The following is a 16,003-nucleotide window of genomic DNA, read 5'->3' as shown; positions in this document are numbered from 1 at the left end:
AAGTGATATAATTGCAAAATGTATGTATCATTTTCTAAAGAAGGAAAAATATATAATTAGGTGATAACTTTTATGAAACAAATTTGGCGTATTTATAAGACAGATTTACGAAATGTAGCCAAACATTGGGCTGCAATTGTTATTGTTTTAGGGTTAATGATTTTACCATCGTTATATGCATGGTTTAACATTAAAGCTTCTTGGGATCCTTACGGAAATACGAAAGGAATCCAGATTGCAGTTTCTAACCAAGATGTTGGATCAAATTTAAGAGGGAAAGATATTAACATCGGAGAAGAAATTGTAGATTCACTTAAGAAGGACAAAAATTTCGGATGGAAGTTTGTTGATGAAAAGCAAGCAATTTATGGAGTAGAGCGTGGAGATTATTCCGCAAGTATTACTATTCCAAAAGATTTTTCTGAAAAGATTGCAACAGTCTTGAATGAAAATCCACAGAAACCAGAAATTGATTACTATGTAAATGAAAAGGTGAATGCCATTGCACCGAAGATTACAGCTAAAGGTGCATCGGGTCTTACAGAAGAGGTTAGTAAAAACTTTGTTAAAACAGCAAACGGTGAGATTTTTAAAATCTTCAATGACCTTGGAATCGATTTAGAAACTAACTTACCGAGTATTGAGAAGGTCAAGGATCTTGTCTTTAAGTTAGAAGCACAGTTCCCAGAAATGAATACACTTGTGGATAAGGCATTAGATGATGCAACTCGGGCAGAAGATGTTGTGAAAGTAGCGCAAAAAGAGTTACCAGTTGTAGAAAGTGTTATGAATGATGGGCAAGAAGCGTTAGGGAATTTAGATAAATTCTTTGCGAGAAATGATGAAACATTGAAACGTGCTCCAGGAACTATTAAGAATAATTTAATTGTAATGCAACAAGGTTTAGATAGTGCGGCAGCAATTACAGATTTCTTAAAAAATCCATCATTTGATTCTAATCTGACACTTCCAGATCCGGCTAAATTCCCAGTGTTGCCTAATATAACTATTCCGCACGTACCACAAATACCAGAAATTCCAGCGTTACCGCAAGTGAATGGTGAGGGGTATAAAAATATTGCTAAAAATATTGATCAAACTGTAAATAATGTTTTTAGTTCGATACGTGTCGGAACAACTTATGCACAAGGTGTTATAAACGGGTTACAAAATGGTAATTTTGATTCGGAAAAAGCGAAACAAGACCTTAATAAGGTTTCTGAGAATCTTCAAGGTCGTGCAGATAGTGTTTCATATTTAATTGATATCTTTACTAAATTTAAAGAATTTGCACCAACTGATTCTGGAAAAGACTTCTTCCAAAAACGAATAGATAAATTAACGAATCTTAAATCAGCTATAGAAAATGCAAATGGTGGCGTTAAAGATATTGCCAATATTATTGGTACTGGGCAAGAAGTGAAACAAGATGTAAGAGACGCTACTAATAAAAAGTTAGATGCAATAAATAACTTGGTAAATCAAGCAGAAGCAGATTATAATACGACATTTGTAGCAGATTTCGAAAAAGCAGTAAGCACAGCTGAGCAATTGAAAAACACAGCTGAAAATGTAAAAGAAGACGCTCAGCAGTTAAGAGGGAATTTAAATCAAGATATAAAAGCAGCAAATGATTTAGTAAACCAAACAAATGAAGCATTAGACAATGGTAGAGAAAAATATGATAAGGCTGTAAATGATTACAGCAGATTAAAAACGGAGCTTGAAAAAGCAAGAGAAGACTTAAGTAACAAAGGTGTTAATGGATTAGATTCTACAAAAGTAGCCTTAAATGATTTAAATGGACAGTTCAAAGCAGGATGGAATTTAGTTAATGATATGATTCCGGTTATGGAAAGTACAAATAAAGTTTTGGGCGATGTGAATAGTGATAAAAATCTTAATGGCACAATTGCTAAGTTAAATAAAGCAAAAGATGGTTTGCAAAAAGGAATGGATTTAACTGATAAAGGAATTGACGCTATTAATAAAGGTCAAAAACCAGCAGCAGATGTTATTGAAAGTATTAATCAAGTGTCTAAAAATGTTTCGGGCCAAATTGGTGACATTTTAGCTAAGTATGACTCAGAAATCACTCCAAATTTCAATGCAGCAATTGCTCGTACAAAAGAGATGTCTAAAAATACATCTCAAATTTTAGGCGAGGCAGATAAGAAGCTTCCAGATGTGAAAAAATTACTTGAAGACTCATCAAAAGGCTTAGTAGATGGTCAAAAGAAAATTGCAGATATTAAAGCTGAAATGCCAGCTACTGAGAAAAAGATTAAAGAATTAGCAAATAAAATTCGTGATTTTGAATCAGAAGAGGATATAAAAGACATCATACGCTTATTAAAGAATGATGTTGAAAAGCAAAGTGATTACTTCGCGAATCCAGTAAATTTAAAAGAGAATAAATTATTTGCAATGCCGAACTACGGTTCAGCAATGTCACCATTCTATACAGTGCTTGCATTATGGGTAGGCGCATTATTAATGGTTTCGTTATTAACGGTAGAAGTACATGAAGAGGGCGCAAATTATAAGAGCCATGAAGTTTACTTCGGACGTTTATTAACATTCTTAACGATAGGTCTTTCACAAGCGTTTATCGTATCAATGGGAGATATATTCTTACTCGGTACGTACGTAGTCGATAAGTTCTGGTTTGTGTTATTTAGTTTATTTATCGGTGGAGTCTTTGTTTGTATCGTATACTCACTCGTTTCTATTTTCGGAAACGTTGGGAAATCGATGGCGATTATTTTACTTGTACTACAAGTAGCAGGATCGGGTGGTACGTTCCCAATTCAAATGACACCACCATTCTTCCAAGCGATTTATCCGTTCTTACCATTCACATATGCAATTAGTGCAATTCGTGAAACAGTTGGCGGAATGCTTTGGGATATAGTAATAAGAGATTTACTTGTGTTAAGTGTTTTCGTAGTAGTTATGATTATTGCTGCGTTATTACTGAAAACACCAATTAACAAATCGAGTGAAAAGTTTGTTGAGAACGCAAAAGGAAGTAAAATTATTCATTAAAAATAAAAGGTTCCTACCGATAGTGGTAGGAACCTTTTTGTTTAATCAAATTTTAATTTCTTTAATGCTTCTGCGAATGGATTGTTTAATGGTTCTTCTTCTTTGTTCTGTTGTTTCATATATTTTTGGACGTCACGTTTATCAGCTTTGCTGCCGGATTCTTTTTTACGTCTCTCTTGGAATGTAGAAAGTTTCTCACGATAGCCACATTTACATGCGAAAATTTGGCCCGCTCCTTCACCACGTAGTTCTAGTTTCTTCTTACATTGCGGACAACGAGCGTTTGTTGTACGAGATACATTTTTACGATGACCACACTCACGGTCTTGGCAAACGAGCATTTTACCTTTTTTGCCGTTTACTTCTAACATCGGTTTACCGCAGTCTGGACAAGACTTCGTTGAAATGTTGTCATGTTTATATTTTTTATCACTCGATTTAATTTCAGCAACAATTTCTTTCGTATAGTTCTTCATTTCTGAAATGAATACTTCTTTCTTTAATTTTCCTTTAGCGATAGCTTCTAACTTTTGCTCCCATTCACCAGTTAGTGTAGGAGATTTCAGTTCTTCTGGCACTAAATCAAGTAACTGACGGCCTTTTGAAGTAATATGAATATCTTTACCACGTTTTTCAAGTAAGAACGAATTGAATAACTTGTCGATAATATCAGCACGCGTTGCTACAGTACCTAATCCACCAGTTGACTTTAACGTGTCAGCAAGTTGTTTGTTTTGCGTATCCATGTATTTTGTTGGGTTTTCCATCGCTGAAAGTAATGTTGCTTCATTAAAGCGTGCAGGTGCTTTCGTTTGACCTGATGTTTGGACAATTAGTTTTATGTTTAATGTATCGCCTTTTTCGATTCGAGGTAAGATTTGTTCTCTAACATCATCGATTGCATCATCATCTTCAAATCGATTTTCATAAACCTCTTTCCAACCAGCATGTAAAATCGTTTTTCCGCGTGCGATGAACGTTTCGTCACCAATTTTCGTGCGCAATGTTAGTTGTTCATATTCAAAGGCCGGGAATAAAACAGCTAAGAAACGTTTTACAACTAAGTCATAAATTTTACGTTCTTTATCTGTGAAAGCTGAGAAGTTTACATAGCTCTCTGTTGGAATAATTGCGTGATGATCACTTACTTTACTATCATCAACAAATGATTTATTAGATTTTACAGGTTTCTGCAATACTTTATGTGCTAAAGGACGGTATTCTCCAACTCCGCAAGCTTTCAGACGCTCTGGAAGTGTTCCGACAATATCAGATGAAATATAGCGTGAATCCGTACGAGGGTACGTTAAAACTTTATGCTGTTCATATAATTTTTGCATAATGTTTAATGTTTCTTTCGCAGAGTAACCAAATATTTTATTCGCATCACGTTGTAGCTCAGTTAAATCGTAAAGACCAGGAGCGAACGATTTCTTTTGTTTTTTATCAATGTCTACAACAGTAGCATTTTGCTTACTGATTTTATTCACAAGTGCATCGATTTTTTCTTTATTGAAGCTGCGACTATTTCCTTTTGTATCTTGCCAAGTTAGTTTTAATCTCTCAGCTGTTTGAGCTTCGATACCATAGTAAGTTTGAGCTTTGAAATGTTTGATTTCATCTTCACGGTTTGCAATCATGGCTACAGTAGGTGTTTGGACACGACCACAATTTAGTTGAGCATTAAAGCGAGTAGTTAATGCTCGAGTCGCATTAAGGCCGATATACCAGTCAGCCTCTGAACGTGCGACAGCAGAAGCGTATAGATTATCATATGCTTTTCCTGGTTTTAAATTTGCGAAGCCATCTTTAATTGCTTTATCGGTAACAGATGAAATCCATAGACGTTTAATTGGTTTCTGCATTTTAACTTTATCGATAATCCAGCGTGCGACCAACTCTCCCTCACGACCGGCGTCAGTAGCTATAATGATTTCATTTACATCTTTTCTAAGAAGCTGACTTTTTACAGCGTTAAACTGTTTCCCTGTTTGTTTAATAACGGTTAGTTTTAAACGCTCCGGTAGCATTGGTAAATCTTCTAAATTCCACTGTTTGTATTTTACATCATAGCTTTCTGGATCAGCTAATGTAACGAGATGACCTAAAGCCCAAGTAACAATATATTTACTACCTTCAAGATAGCCGTTCCCTTTTTTATCACATTTCAGTACACGTGCGATATCACGTGCAACAGAAGGTTTTTCAGCAATTACAATACTTTTTGCCATATTTAAAAACATCCTTTCAAATTTCCATACGTTAAATATAGCATACATCGTTGTTCTATTCAGTCTCGCGGAAGGTTTGAGTTATTTGTGATGAAATATACCGGGGAGAGTTTTACTTATGTAAATAAAAGATTTATATAAATGTCAGATTTTAAAGGGTATCCATTGACATTGTAAATGAATTTCATTTTTATTATATAAAGGTGAAAAATGGTTGAACCAGGAGAGTTAAGATCTCTATCATTCTTAAAAGGAAAGAACTTGTTATTTTATTAGAATAAGAGTAGACTCTGAAGTAGATGAATAAGTAACACATGGGAGTTTGTGGATGCAAACTGAGAGTATGACTAATCCGTCATTGACCATTTGAACCTGTTGGATAATGCCAGCGTAGGGAGAGTGTAAAAGCACATGTTCAGGCACTTTGCGTACGCGCAAAGTGCCTTTTTGTGTATCTCCCATCATTATAGTTAGGGGATGAGAAGGATGAATAGGAAAGAAATTAGTAAAGTAGTGGATTTGGTGAGAGAGTCTAATCCGCTCGTTCATAATATTACAAATGTTGTTGTAACAAATTTTACAGCTAACGGTTTGTTAGCGTTAGGGGCATCGCCTGTAATGGCGTATGCAAAAGAAGAGGTAGCAGAAATGGCTAGCATTGCTGGAGCTCTTGTATTAAATATGGGTACACTTCGTTCTGAAGAGGTAGAAGCGATGTTACTTGCTGGAAAATCGGCAAATACAAATGGTGTACCAGTATTATTTGATCCGGTTGGGGCAGGAGCAACATCGTATCGGACAGAAGTTGCGAGACATATTCCGGCTGAAATCGATTTAGCGATTATCCGCGGAAATGCAGCTGAAATAGCGAACGTTATTAATGAAAGATGGGAAATTAAAGGGGTAGACGCCGGTGCTGGAAATGGCAATGTTGTAAATATTGCAAAACAGGCAGCGGATGAATTAAATACAGTTGCGGTAATTACTGGAGAAGAAGACGTTGTTACAGATGGAGAGCGAACTATTCTTATTCGAAATGGTCATCCCATTTTAACGAAAGTTACGGGAACTGGTTGTTTACTAACTTCTGTAATAGGAGCATTTGTAGCAGTAGAAAAGGATTATGTAAATGCAGCAGTAGCGGCATTAACTTTTTATGGTGTAGCTGCGGAACTGGCAGCTGCTAAGACAGTGGAAAAGGGACCTGGTAGTTTCCAAATTGAATTTTTAAATCAGTTAGCGAATACAACTTCAGATGATATTGAGAAGTATGGGAAGATTGAGCTTATACAGTAAGGAGGGGAACTAGATGCCGCGTATTACAAAGGCTGAAATGTCTAGATTACTATCGGTATATTTTATTATGGGAAGTAACAATTGTACGAAGGAGCCACTACAAGTATTGAGAGATGCACTTGAAGGCGGTATAACAATTTTTCAATTTCGTGAAAAGGGGGAAGGCGCTTTAACGGGAGAGAAACGTATTTGTTTCGCAAAAGAACTACAGGCAATTTGTAAGGAGTATGGTGTACCATTCATCGTAAATGATGATGTGGAACTAGCTCTTGAGTTAGATGCAGATGGCGTGCATGTTGGACAAGATGATGAAGGAATTACTTCTGTTCGTGAAAAAATGGGAGATAAAATTGTTGGTGTATCTACCCATACAATTGAAGAAGCACGCTGGGCAATTGAAAACGGAGCTGATTATTTAGGTGTTGGCCCTATTTTCCCAACGAGTACGAAAAAAGATACGAAAGCTGTGCAAGGAACGAAAGGTTTAGCTCATTTTAGAGAACAAGGAATTACAATACCGATTGTTGGCATTGGTGGGATTACGATTGAAAATACCGCTTCGGTTATAGAAGCCGGTGCGGATGGTGTCTCTGTTATTTCTGCGATTAGTTTAGCGGAATCTGCGTATGAGAGTACGAAGAAGCTAATAGAGGAAGTAAGTAAGAGTTTGTAGAAAAAAGCTATGTAGTATTAAAACGCTACATAGCTTTTGTTTGTTTTTGATATTAAAAATTAGAAATAGGGAGGAGATTGTTTGAAACGGAATAGGTTTGTAGAGTTGCAAAATGAGTTGTTTCGTTTATTTGAAAAAGGGGAATTTGATGCCGTTTATAGATGCATAGATGAAACGAAAAGGGAGTTTCCTGAAAGAATGGATAAAACGAGTTTTTGGCAAGCTTGTGCATATTCAGTGGAAGGTAAGCATGAAGAGGCAATTGCTATTCTTAATGAAGCCATACAAAGGGGAATTTGGTGGAACCCATATACACTCATGCATGATGAAGATTTAAAAGGATTACAGGATAAAATAGATTTTAAGCCGATAGTCAAAAAGTGCGAAGAGATTTTGAAGGAGCATCAGATGATGAGTCAGTCAAAATTATTTACTTATGGAAATGAAAAAGCGCAGGCAGGTATATTTTCTTTACATTGGAGAGGATCAAACATAAATGATTTTGCACCATATTGGTGTGAAGAAGAAATACTACATGAGTATATGTTAGGTTTTTCTCAATCCTCACAAATATATGGAATGAATTCTTATAGCTGGGATAATCATGAGATAGCTATAAAAGATGTTATGAAAAATTTTAATGATTTTACAAATAAATATAACTTGGAAGATATCATCATCGCGGGAGCTTCTCAAGGGGGGAATATAGCAATAGAGTTAGCGTTAAAGAATATGTTAGCGACTCAAAAGTTTATTGCGGTTATACCTGCTATTCGAGATGTAGAGGCAATTGAAAGTATCGTTATATCGAATGATATAACGAATGTGAAAGGGTATATTGTCACGGGAGATAAAGATCAATTTTATGAAAACACACTTCAAGTAATGTCTATGTTCGAGAAATATAAGGTGAACTGTAAATTAATTGTGAGAGAAGGATTAGGTCATCTTTTCCCAGAGGACTTTACACAAATAGTAAAGAACATAATGGAAGAATGGACGGTTAAAAATATTTAAACAAACGTTTGATTAAAAAAGCACAAACCCTTTAAAATTTTAGGTTTGTGCTTTAATTTAAAACATAATGGAAATTAAGAGCATTCCAATTCCGATAGAAGTGAATGTTGCAATTAGGCCCGGAATCATAAAGCTATGATTTAATACATATTTACCGATGCCTGTTGTACCAGTACGATCAAAGTTAATTGCAGCAACGATTGTCCCGTAGTTTGGAATGAAGAAGTATCCATTTACTGCAGGGAACATTGCAATTAGTAAAGCTGGTGGAATACCAAGTGATAGTCCAAGTGGCATTAAAGCACGAACTGTCGCTGCTTGGCTATACAGTAAAATAGATAGAATGAATAATGTGATAGCAAATAGCCATGGTGCACTAGTCACTAAGTGCTGAATTGATCCTTGAATCATATTTAAGTTTCCGTTAAAGAAAGTATCTCCCATCCAAGCGATACCGAAAATAGCAACAACTGCTGTTGCCCCCGCTTTAAAGACGTTACCAGACACAATACTTTCTACATTTGGTTTACAGAAAATAATAATAAGAGCTGCAATAGTTAACATAACCATTTCAATTGTGTTTGGCATGGAAAGACGAGCTAACTTCCCGTCAACCATCCATCCCGGACGAAGTGCTTCAAATGAACCAAGAAGTACGACAAGGAAAGTTCCTACTAGGAACAGGATAACTGATAATTTAGCGCCTTTTGCACCCACAAATTCTTTTTTCTCTTCAAGCTTAGGAATCATTCCCTCTTTCAATCTCTTCAAGTATTCAGGGTCTTCATTTAATTCTTTTCCCATCTTACTAGCAACGAATGCAGCTACCATACAAGCGATAAAAGTAGAAGGGATACTGACTTTCAAAATATCTAATAAAGTGATTTTATAGTCGGCTAACATTGCTAAAAGTGCAACTGTTGCAGCCGATATTGGACTAGCTGTAATTGCCTGCTGTGAAGCGATAACGGCAATTGACATAGGTCGTTCAGGTCTAATTCCTGATTCACGAGATACTTCGGCGATAACAGGAAGTACAGAATAAGCGACATGACCTGTTCCTGCGCATAGTGTGAATAAATAAGTAACAATAGGAGCAAAAAATGTAATGCGCTTTGGATTTTTTCGTAATGCTTTCTCAGCAAGGTGAACAAGGTAATCCATTCCTCCAGCAGCTTGCAAAGCACCGGCAGCTGTAATTACTGCTAAAATCATAAGCATTACATCAATAGGAGGAGCTGTAGGTTGTAAGTGGAAGACGAAAACAAGTATTGCCATACCAACGCCACCCATTACTCCTAGGCCAACTCCGCCTAAGCGTGCGCCAATAAAAATGCAGAGTAGTAACGTAAGAAATTGTAGCCAAAACATGATAAACTACCTCCGAAATTCGTAAGTTAAGATATATTCGAATAGTTTAATTTGAATGAAAATTAAATGAATATCCAGAATAATCCTTGTGTTGTATACATTTTTTATTATATAACACAAGAAATGTAACATTCACGAACTTTGTTAAATTATTTCGAAAAAATAATACATTAAAACTTTATATTTACATCTTTAAATGGGTGGACATTTTAATTTTTATGTTGTAATATTTGGAAGAGAATATTTTAATTCTCATAGAACTCCCATATCGTTCAACTCGTTCAGCGAGAAAGGCAAACTTATGGAAACATGAGGACGCAAAACTACAGGGGCTAAGGTCAAACGACTATGCTAGCCAGTTACCGGACGGATAGGGTTGGTCTTGGCCGATGCTTTTTCATTGGTCTTTTTTTTATTTATAAACAAATGAGAACTGTTATCATTTATTAATAAGGTTTATATTTTAATAGTTTTACTTTATATTAAGTTAATTAAGAAAGGTGATGTTAATGAAAAAATATTGGCACAAACTATCATTTCTTCAAAAAAATGTATTGTTAACTGTGTCAGTTATTTTGACGCTTGTTGGTACTATGGGAGCGTTAAGTTTTAACATGTTTCAAAATAGTATGATGTCTATATTTGAAAGGCATTCTTTTGAAACAGGAGATACGGTGTTACATAAATTAGACGCAGAAATATTGAGAGATGTTGCAAAAGACCCAACGGCAGAAAGAGAAAAAAGAGAGAAATTAACAGAGAAATTAGATGAATCAACGAAAGAATTGAACAGTGTTGGACAAACGTATGTTGTTGGAGCGAAAAAAAATGAAAAAGGTGAGTTACAAATCGTCGGTTTGTCTACAGGTTTAGCAAATGTTGTTGAAGTAAAGCCGGGAGACTATTATAAACAACCAGATCGTTGGATGAAAGCATATAATAAAGTAATGAGCACGAAAAAAGCAAATATGACAGAAGTATATGAAGACGAATTAGGATCATGGGTAACGATATTAGAGCCAATTAAAGATGGAGAAGATAATATTGTGGCAATTGTTGCAGCTGATGTAGATGCCTCTATTGTTCCTATTACAAAGGAAAAATTCATTGTACAAGGTTTAATGTTTATTTGTATTTCTGTTTTAATTGCAACTGTTATTCAATTCTTAATTGTACGTAACGCACTTGCTCCATTGCGAGATTTACGTGAAGGATTACGCAAAGTCGGTGAAGGTGATTTAAGTATTAAATTAGAGGAAAGACCAGATGATATTGGTATTATTAATGCGTATTTTAATAATACCATCGAGAAGTTTAAAGGAATTATAGATAAAGTGAAGCAGACAGCAGAACAGGTTTCTTCATCTTCACAAGAATTGTCAGTGAGTACGAAAGAGAATAGCATGGCAGTCCAAGGAATCGTAAGTTCTATGGTTGAGTTAAGAGCTGGCGCTCAGTCACAAGAAACTTCAGTACCACAGTATTTAGGTATTGTATGTGAAATGGAAGATAAGATGGAAGAGATAACGAATGCTGCAAAACAAATGGCGAAAGAGTCTGAAGGTATGGAGCATCATTCAGTAAAAGGAAATGGTGTTATTGAACAGACGATTAATCAAATGAACATAATACAAAATACAGTACAAGATTTATCTTCTATCATTTATTCTTTGGAAACAAGATCAAAAGAAATTAGTGATATTGTAACAGTAATTACAGGTATTTCAAATCAAACTAATTCGCTAGCTTTAAATGCTTCTATTGAAGCTTCGCGTGCTGAGGAAACCGGAAGGGGATTTGCCGTTGTTGCTGATGAAGTGCGTAAATTAGCAGAGCAGACGGAAGCATCAGCAAAAGATATAGCAAAATTAATAGGGGAAACACAAGCTGAAACGGAAGAAGCTGTTGTTTCAATGCAAAAAGCTTCAAAAGAAGTAGAATCTGGAATTAAACTTGTTCAAAGTAGTGGTGCTTTCTTTGAAAAAATTTCAAAGTCAGCACAATCTGTTACAAATCAAGTTAGAGTTGTTTCTAGCAATTCAAGTGATATATTGCAAAATAGCCAAAATATTGTTCGTGTTGTAAATGAACTATCACTTATCGCAAATACGTATGCGAATAGTGGTAGTAATATTGAAGAAAGTATGAAAGAACAGGAAATGTCTGTACAAGATATTGCTGAATTAGCTAGTTCTTTAAGCTGGCTTTCACAGGAGTTACAAGAGTTAATTGGGGAATTCAAAAGTTAAATGAAATGATTATACATGCTTTTGTTTGTTCAATAAAATAAATCATGCTACAATGAAAACGAATTAAGAACCGGGGAGCCAATTGGCTGAGAGGATGTAAGTATACATCGACCCTCAACCTGATCTGGATAATGCCAGCGTAGGGAGTTACTTTAAAGTGATGTAGCATAAGTTATTATAGAATAACTTGTATACAAGGCTTTCCTACATGGTAGGAAAGCCTTTTCTTTTTTTGAAAACATATTTTGTAAAGGGGATTTTATTATGTCACAACAAGTTACAATCTCATTTTCAGTAGTACCACAAGCGAAGAATAAAGATGTGTATTCCGTTGTTGATAAAGCAATTGAAGTTGTACAACAATCGGGAGTTCGTTATGAAGTAGGGGCAATGGAAACAACGTTGGAAGGAGAATTAGATGTACTTCTTGACGTCATTAAACGCGCGCAACAAGCTTGCGTCGATGCTGGAGCAGAAGAAGTAATCACTTCTATTAAAATTCACTATCGTCCAAGTACGGGCGTAACGATTGACGAAAAAGTTTGGAAGTACCGTGATGAATATGCAAAACCAGAAGCGATCTAAAATAATTACAACAATTTGGCTTATCCTTCTCATTGCTATATGGGAAGGATCTGTTTCATTATTTAAAATTGAGCCGTGGATTTTACCGAAGCCGTCTGCAATTGTGCAAGAGCTAATTGGAATGAAAGATTTACTATTACCGAATACAGTGCAAACGTTACAGGAAGTAATAATTGGGTTGTTTTTTGCAATTATACTTGGGACGAGTATTGCTATCATTATGGATGTTATCCCTTTATTTCGGATTTTAATGAATCCGTTGCTCGTTATTTCGCAAACAATTCCCATCGTTGTGCTCGCTCCATTATTTATTATTTGGTTTGGGTACGGGATGTTGCCAAAAGTAATGGTTGTTATTCTTGTTTGTTTCTTCCCAATTGCGCTTAGCATTTTAGAAGGTTTCCAAACGGTAGATAAAAATATGCTGAAACTGTTACAAACAATGAAGGCAACGAAATGGCAAGTTTACCAGAAAGTAAAGTTTCCAGCAGTACTCCCATACTTTTTCTCAGGTTTAAAAATTGCAGTTACATATAGCGTAATGGGGGCAATTATCGGAGAATGGCTCGGTGCAAGTGAAGGGTTAGGGGTTATGCTTACGAGAGCGACAAAATCCTTTTTAACTGCTCGAGTATTTGGTGTTGCAGCGATTATCGTCATGGTGACATTATGCCTGTACTTTATTGTTGAATTTATGGCAAGAATAACAGCACCATGGATATACAGAAAGGGCGGCAGAAAATGAAAAAAGGTTTAAAAATTATGTTAGCTGCATTATTAGCAGTTGGTGTTGCCGGATGTAATCCGGCGAAGAAAGAAGAAAGTTCAAGTAAAGATAAAAAAGTAAAAGTCGTTTTAGATTGGTTTCCAAATACGAATCATACTGGCTTATATGTAGCGCAAGCGAAAGATTATTACAAAAAGCAAGGGCTTGATGTAGAAATTATCCAGCCTGGTGATAATGTAACGGCAGAGCAGATGATTGCTTCTGGGAAAGCAGACTTTGCGATAAGCGCACAAGAAAATGTAACGTTGGCTCGTGTAGAAGGTATTCCTGTTGTATCTGTAGGAGCGATTATTCAGCATAATACCTCTGCTTTTGCATCGCTAAAAAAAGATAATATGACGTCACCGAAAGATTTTGAAGGTAAACGTTATGGCGGCTGGGGAGGACCAGCAGAAGAAGCGACGTTAAAAACGATTATGGAGAAACATCAAGCTGATTTTAATAAAGTCGAAAAAATTATTCTTGGACAAACGGACTTCTTCAAATCAATCGGTCGTGATGCAGATTTCGAATGGATTTATTACGGATGGGATGGAATTGAAGCGAAGCGTCAAGGAAAAGAGTTAAATACGATTATGGTGAAAGACTTAGATTCAGCGCTTGATTTCTATAGTCCTGTTATTATTACAAGTGAAAAACATACGAAGCAAGATAAAGATTTTGTGAAAAAGTTTATGACTGCAACGACAGAAGGTTATGATTTTGCAATTAAAGAACCGAAAGAAGCTGCGGATATTTTAATTAAAGCTGTTCCAGATGTGAATAAAGAATTAGTGAAAGAAAGTCAAAAGTGGTTAAGTACAAAGTATCAAGATGATGCAAAAGCGTGGGGAGTACAGAAGGAAGAAGTTTGGACGAATTACATGAATTTCTTATATGACAACAAAGTTATTAAGAAGAAAATTGATGTGAAAGATGCCTTTACAAATGAATTCCTTCCAAGTGAAAAATGAGTGGATTACTAATAAAAGAGGTTGTAAAAGCTTTCGATGGAAAGAATGTATTAAAAAATATTAGTGCTTCTATACAAGAGGGGGAATTCGTCTCTTTTGTAGGTCCAAGTGGTTGTGGAAAAAGCACTTTGTTAAATATGATCGCGAGTGTTGAAGAGCCAACGAGTGGAGAGGTATTTTATAACGAGGAACATGTGACAAAACAAGATGTTGTAAGTTATATGCCGCAACAAGATTTATTACTACCGTGGCGATCGGCTTTGCAAAATATAGTACTTCCATTAGAAATTGAAGGAAAGCCGAAAAAACAAAGGTTAACAGAGGGAATGGAAGCATTAAAGCAGTTTGAGCTAGATGAATATGCAGACCATTATCCAGATGAACTGTCTGGTGGTATGCGTCAAAGAATTAGTTTTTTGCGCACATATTTATGTGAAAAACCAATTATGCTACTTGATGAGCCTTTTGGAAAATTAGATGCCTTTACAAAAATGGAAGTACATAGTTGGCTTTTAAACTCTTGGCACCAAGAGAAGCAAACAATCGTTATGGTTACACACGACTTAGATGAGGCAATCTTGCTTTCTGATCGCGTATTTATTTTATCTCAAAGACCAGCATCAATAGTTGGTGAGGTACAAGTGAAATTACCTAGACCACGAACGATGGATATGTTGACATCACTTGAGTTGAAGAAGGATAAGGAAGAAATTCTGAGAGTGTTAGCTCCTTATATGAAAAAATAGAAAAAGTCTTTTAACAGTTTTTGGTATAATCGCTGTTAAGAGGCTTTTTTATATAGGGGGAGAAAGATGAAATCTATAGAGAAAATGGTCGATTCATTAACAGCTGATAATCTTGAAGAAGGAAAGGTTTTATTAAAAAATCATATTTTATTAATGAAGTATGGTATGGAACGCCATGAATTAAAAGAAGAAGAAATGACAAAAATTTTAAAGTGGGTTCAAGGTCGAGATCAATTGAGAGAAGATGTTCCAGAATTACGTGATTTACATTTAGTTAAAAAGTTTCAAGCGGTATTAGATGAATTTATTCATTCTATAATTTCAAATGGTTATGTAGAAGACGCAGTAGAAATTTTAGAGAGTGTATTAAAAAGTATGGGGGCAGTCGCTCATATTGTAAAAATTATGTTTGTCGGCAAAATGACAGTTAATAGAAATTCTTTAGAAATGGTAGAAGTATTAAAGCGAGAGTGCTACAACTTAATGGAACAGCGTGCTGCTGTCGGATTACATGCTCAAATCTTTCACGTTTTAGGTTTTGTGCATTCAATTCAGTTTGATTTAGAAGAAAGATCACAGGAACATGGACGAACTGTAATAGGCTTTTTAACGGATTTTAAGACGAAGGAATTGAAATCTGTACAACAATTTCAAAACGAAGAGCATATTTCAGAAGTGAAAAATATGGTTAGTAAAGAGTATGGGATAGAATTACAAAGAAGAATTTATATTTGGAAATCGTTAACGCTCATCTTTACAAGTCCATACGCATTAGAAAAGATGTATAAAGAAATTTACGCAGAATATGAAAAAACTGAGAAGGAACAAAAGAAAAAATAGAGAATAGAATATAAGAGAGTAGTTTATACTCTTAATATAACAAATGTTAAAGGAGTGAAAGGATAAAATGACTTTATCAACTGTTCTTCAAATGGTTTTAGCTTGATATGGGAGAAGTCTGCCCATTTTTAACAAATAAGCTAAATTGAAGACAGCAGGTAAAGAACCTTAATCCTTTCTTACGATAATATGTAATGGGTAAGGTGT

Annotated in this window: 12 protein-coding genes and 3 riboswitches; of the genes, 10 read left to right on the top strand and 2 right to left on the bottom strand. The window is 35.4% G+C overall.

The annotated features are described in order from the left end of the window. Positions 1-72: 72 nt before the first annotated feature. Entirely contained in the window at positions 73-3,048 is a 2,976-nt protein-coding gene (locus tag ACP6L7_RS25965) for a YhgE/Pip domain-containing protein (protein ID WP_097828946.1), read from the top strand. A 41-nt stretch (positions 3,049-3,089) separates the two neighbouring features. Here ACP6L7_RS25965 and topB read toward each other — a convergent pair whose 3' ends face one another. Beyond that, the gene (gene topB, locus ACP6L7_RS25960; RefSeq protein WP_097828945.1) at positions 3,090-5,279 is read right to left on the bottom strand and encodes a DNA topoisomerase III; all 2,190 of its coding nucleotides are present in this window, start codon (positions 5,277-5,279) and stop codon (positions 3,090-3,092) included. Between the two features lie 304 nt (positions 5,280-5,583). Further along, positions 5,584-5,693: riboswitch (TPP riboswitch) on the top strand. Positions 5,694-5,765: 72 nt separating this feature from the next. On the opposite strand from topB, the gene thiM reads away from it, so the two are divergent. The 3 genes from thiM to ACP6L7_RS25945 all read left to right on the top strand — a co-directional run bounded on the left by thiM (position 5,766) and on the right by ACP6L7_RS25945 (position 8,265). After that, entirely contained in the window at positions 5,766-6,575 is an 810-nt protein-coding gene (thiM, locus tag ACP6L7_RS25955; protein ID WP_097828944.1) for a hydroxyethylthiazole kinase, read from the top strand. A gap of 13 nt (positions 6,576-6,588) precedes the next feature. After that, positions 6,589-7,248, top strand: coding sequence for a thiamine phosphate synthase (gene thiE, locus ACP6L7_RS25950; protein WP_097828943.1), 660 nt, complete (start codon positions 6,589-6,591; stop codon positions 7,246-7,248). A gap of 81 nt (positions 7,249-7,329) precedes the next feature. Then, the gene (locus ACP6L7_RS25945) at positions 7,330-8,265 is read left to right on the top strand and encodes an alpha/beta hydrolase (protein ID WP_430529484.1); all 936 of its coding nucleotides are present in this window, start codon (positions 7,330-7,332) and stop codon (positions 8,263-8,265) included. 57 nt (positions 8,266-8,322) lie between these two features. On the opposite strand, the gene ACP6L7_RS25940 is transcribed toward ACP6L7_RS25945, so the two are convergent. Continuing rightward, positions 8,323-9,636 (bottom strand): anaerobic C4-dicarboxylate transporter family protein, encoded by a 1,314-nt coding sequence (locus ACP6L7_RS25940; RefSeq protein ID WP_430529483.1) that lies wholly within the window; start codon positions 9,634-9,636, stop codon positions 8,323-8,325. A gap of 282 nt (positions 9,637-9,918) precedes the next feature. Continuing rightward, positions 9,919-10,003: riboswitch (cyclic di-GMP riboswitch) on the top strand. Positions 10,004-10,145: 142 nt separating this feature from the next. Between ACP6L7_RS25940 and ACP6L7_RS25935 the strand changes: the two genes are divergently transcribed. The 6 genes from ACP6L7_RS25935 (at position 10,146) to ACP6L7_RS25910 (ending at position 15,796) form a co-directional block, all read left to right on the top strand. Continuing rightward, positions 10,146-11,885, top strand: a complete 1,740-nt coding sequence (locus ACP6L7_RS25935) for a methyl-accepting chemotaxis protein (protein WP_097828941.1) — start codon at positions 10,146-10,148, stop codon at positions 11,883-11,885. 61 nt (positions 11,886-11,946) lie between these two features. After that, positions 11,947-12,048, top strand: a riboswitch (TPP riboswitch). Positions 12,049-12,149: 101 nt separating this feature from the next. Next, the gene (locus tag ACP6L7_RS25930; protein ID WP_000082898.1) at positions 12,150-12,470 is read left to right on the top strand and encodes an MTH1187 family thiamine-binding protein; all 321 of its coding nucleotides are present in this window, start codon (positions 12,150-12,152) and stop codon (positions 12,468-12,470) included. After that, complete coding sequence (locus tag ACP6L7_RS25925; RefSeq protein WP_002139486.1) at positions 12,442-13,215, top strand: ABC transporter permease; 774 nt, start codon at positions 12,442-12,444, stop codon at positions 13,213-13,215. The genes ACP6L7_RS25930 and ACP6L7_RS25925 overlap by 29 nt, the downstream gene beginning before the upstream one ends. Beyond that, positions 13,212-14,210 carry an ABC transporter substrate-binding protein gene (locus ACP6L7_RS25920; RefSeq protein ID WP_097828940.1) on the top strand — a complete coding sequence of 333 codons (999 nt, stop codon included), beginning with the start codon at positions 13,212-13,214 and terminating at the stop codon, positions 14,208-14,210. Before ACP6L7_RS25925 ends, ACP6L7_RS25920 begins: the two co-directional genes overlap by 4 nt. Next, positions 14,207-14,956 (top strand): ABC transporter ATP-binding protein, encoded by a 750-nt coding sequence (locus ACP6L7_RS25915; RefSeq protein ID WP_097828939.1) that lies wholly within the window; start codon positions 14,207-14,209, stop codon positions 14,954-14,956. Before ACP6L7_RS25920 ends, ACP6L7_RS25915 begins: the two co-directional genes overlap by 4 nt. A 66-nt stretch (positions 14,957-15,022) precedes the next feature. After that, a complete protein-coding gene (locus ACP6L7_RS25910; protein ID WP_097828938.1) occupies positions 15,023-15,796 on the top strand; it encodes a hypothetical protein in 774 nt (257 codons plus the stop codon). Positions 15,797-16,003: the final 207 nt, after the last annotated feature.

This window comes from Bacillus silvicola (assembly GCF_050524305.1).
GTDB classification, from domain to species: Bacteria; Bacillota; Bacilli; order Bacillales; family Bacillaceae_G; genus Bacillus_A; species Bacillus_A cereus_AT.
Note: the sequence above shows the minus strand (reverse complement) of the source record. Positions and strands in the feature narration are given on the sequence as shown.

What these genes read in the sequence shown, in the direction of transcription:
- ACP6L7_RS25965 (WP_097828946.1), top strand. Translation starts at nt 73, where the DNA reads ATGAAACAAATTTGGCGTATTTATAAGACAGATTTACGAAATGTAGCC.
- topB (WP_097828945.1), bottom strand. Translation starts at nt 5,279, where the DNA reads ATGGCAAAAAGTATTGTAATTGCTGAAAAACCTTCTGTTGCACGTGAT.
- thiM (WP_097828944.1), top strand. Translation starts at nt 5,766, where the DNA reads ATGAATAGGAAAGAAATTAGTAAAGTAGTGGATTTGGTGAGAGAGTCT.
- thiE (WP_097828943.1), top strand. Translation starts at nt 6,589, where the DNA reads ATGCCGCGTATTACAAAGGCTGAAATGTCTAGATTACTATCGGTATAT.
- ACP6L7_RS25940 (WP_430529483.1), bottom strand. Translation starts at nt 9,636, where the DNA reads ATGTTTTGGCTACAATTTCTTACGTTACTACTCTGCATTTTTATTGGC.
- ACP6L7_RS25935 (WP_097828941.1), top strand. Translation starts at nt 10,146, where the DNA reads ATGAAAAAATATTGGCACAAACTATCATTTCTTCAAAAAAATGTATTG.
- ACP6L7_RS25930 (WP_000082898.1), top strand. Translation starts at nt 12,150, where the DNA reads ATGTCACAACAAGTTACAATCTCATTTTCAGTAGTACCACAAGCGAAG.
- ACP6L7_RS25925 (WP_002139486.1), top strand. Translation starts at nt 12,442, where the DNA reads ATGAATATGCAAAACCAGAAGCGATCTAAAATAATTACAACAATTTGG.
- ACP6L7_RS25920 (WP_097828940.1), top strand. Translation starts at nt 13,212, where the DNA reads ATGAAAAAAGGTTTAAAAATTATGTTAGCTGCATTATTAGCAGTTGGT.
- ACP6L7_RS25915 (WP_097828939.1), top strand. Translation starts at nt 14,207, where the DNA reads ATGAGTGGATTACTAATAAAAGAGGTTGTAAAAGCTTTCGATGGAAAG.
- ACP6L7_RS25910 (WP_097828938.1), top strand. Translation starts at nt 15,023, where the DNA reads ATGAAATCTATAGAGAAAATGGTCGATTCATTAACAGCTGATAATCTT.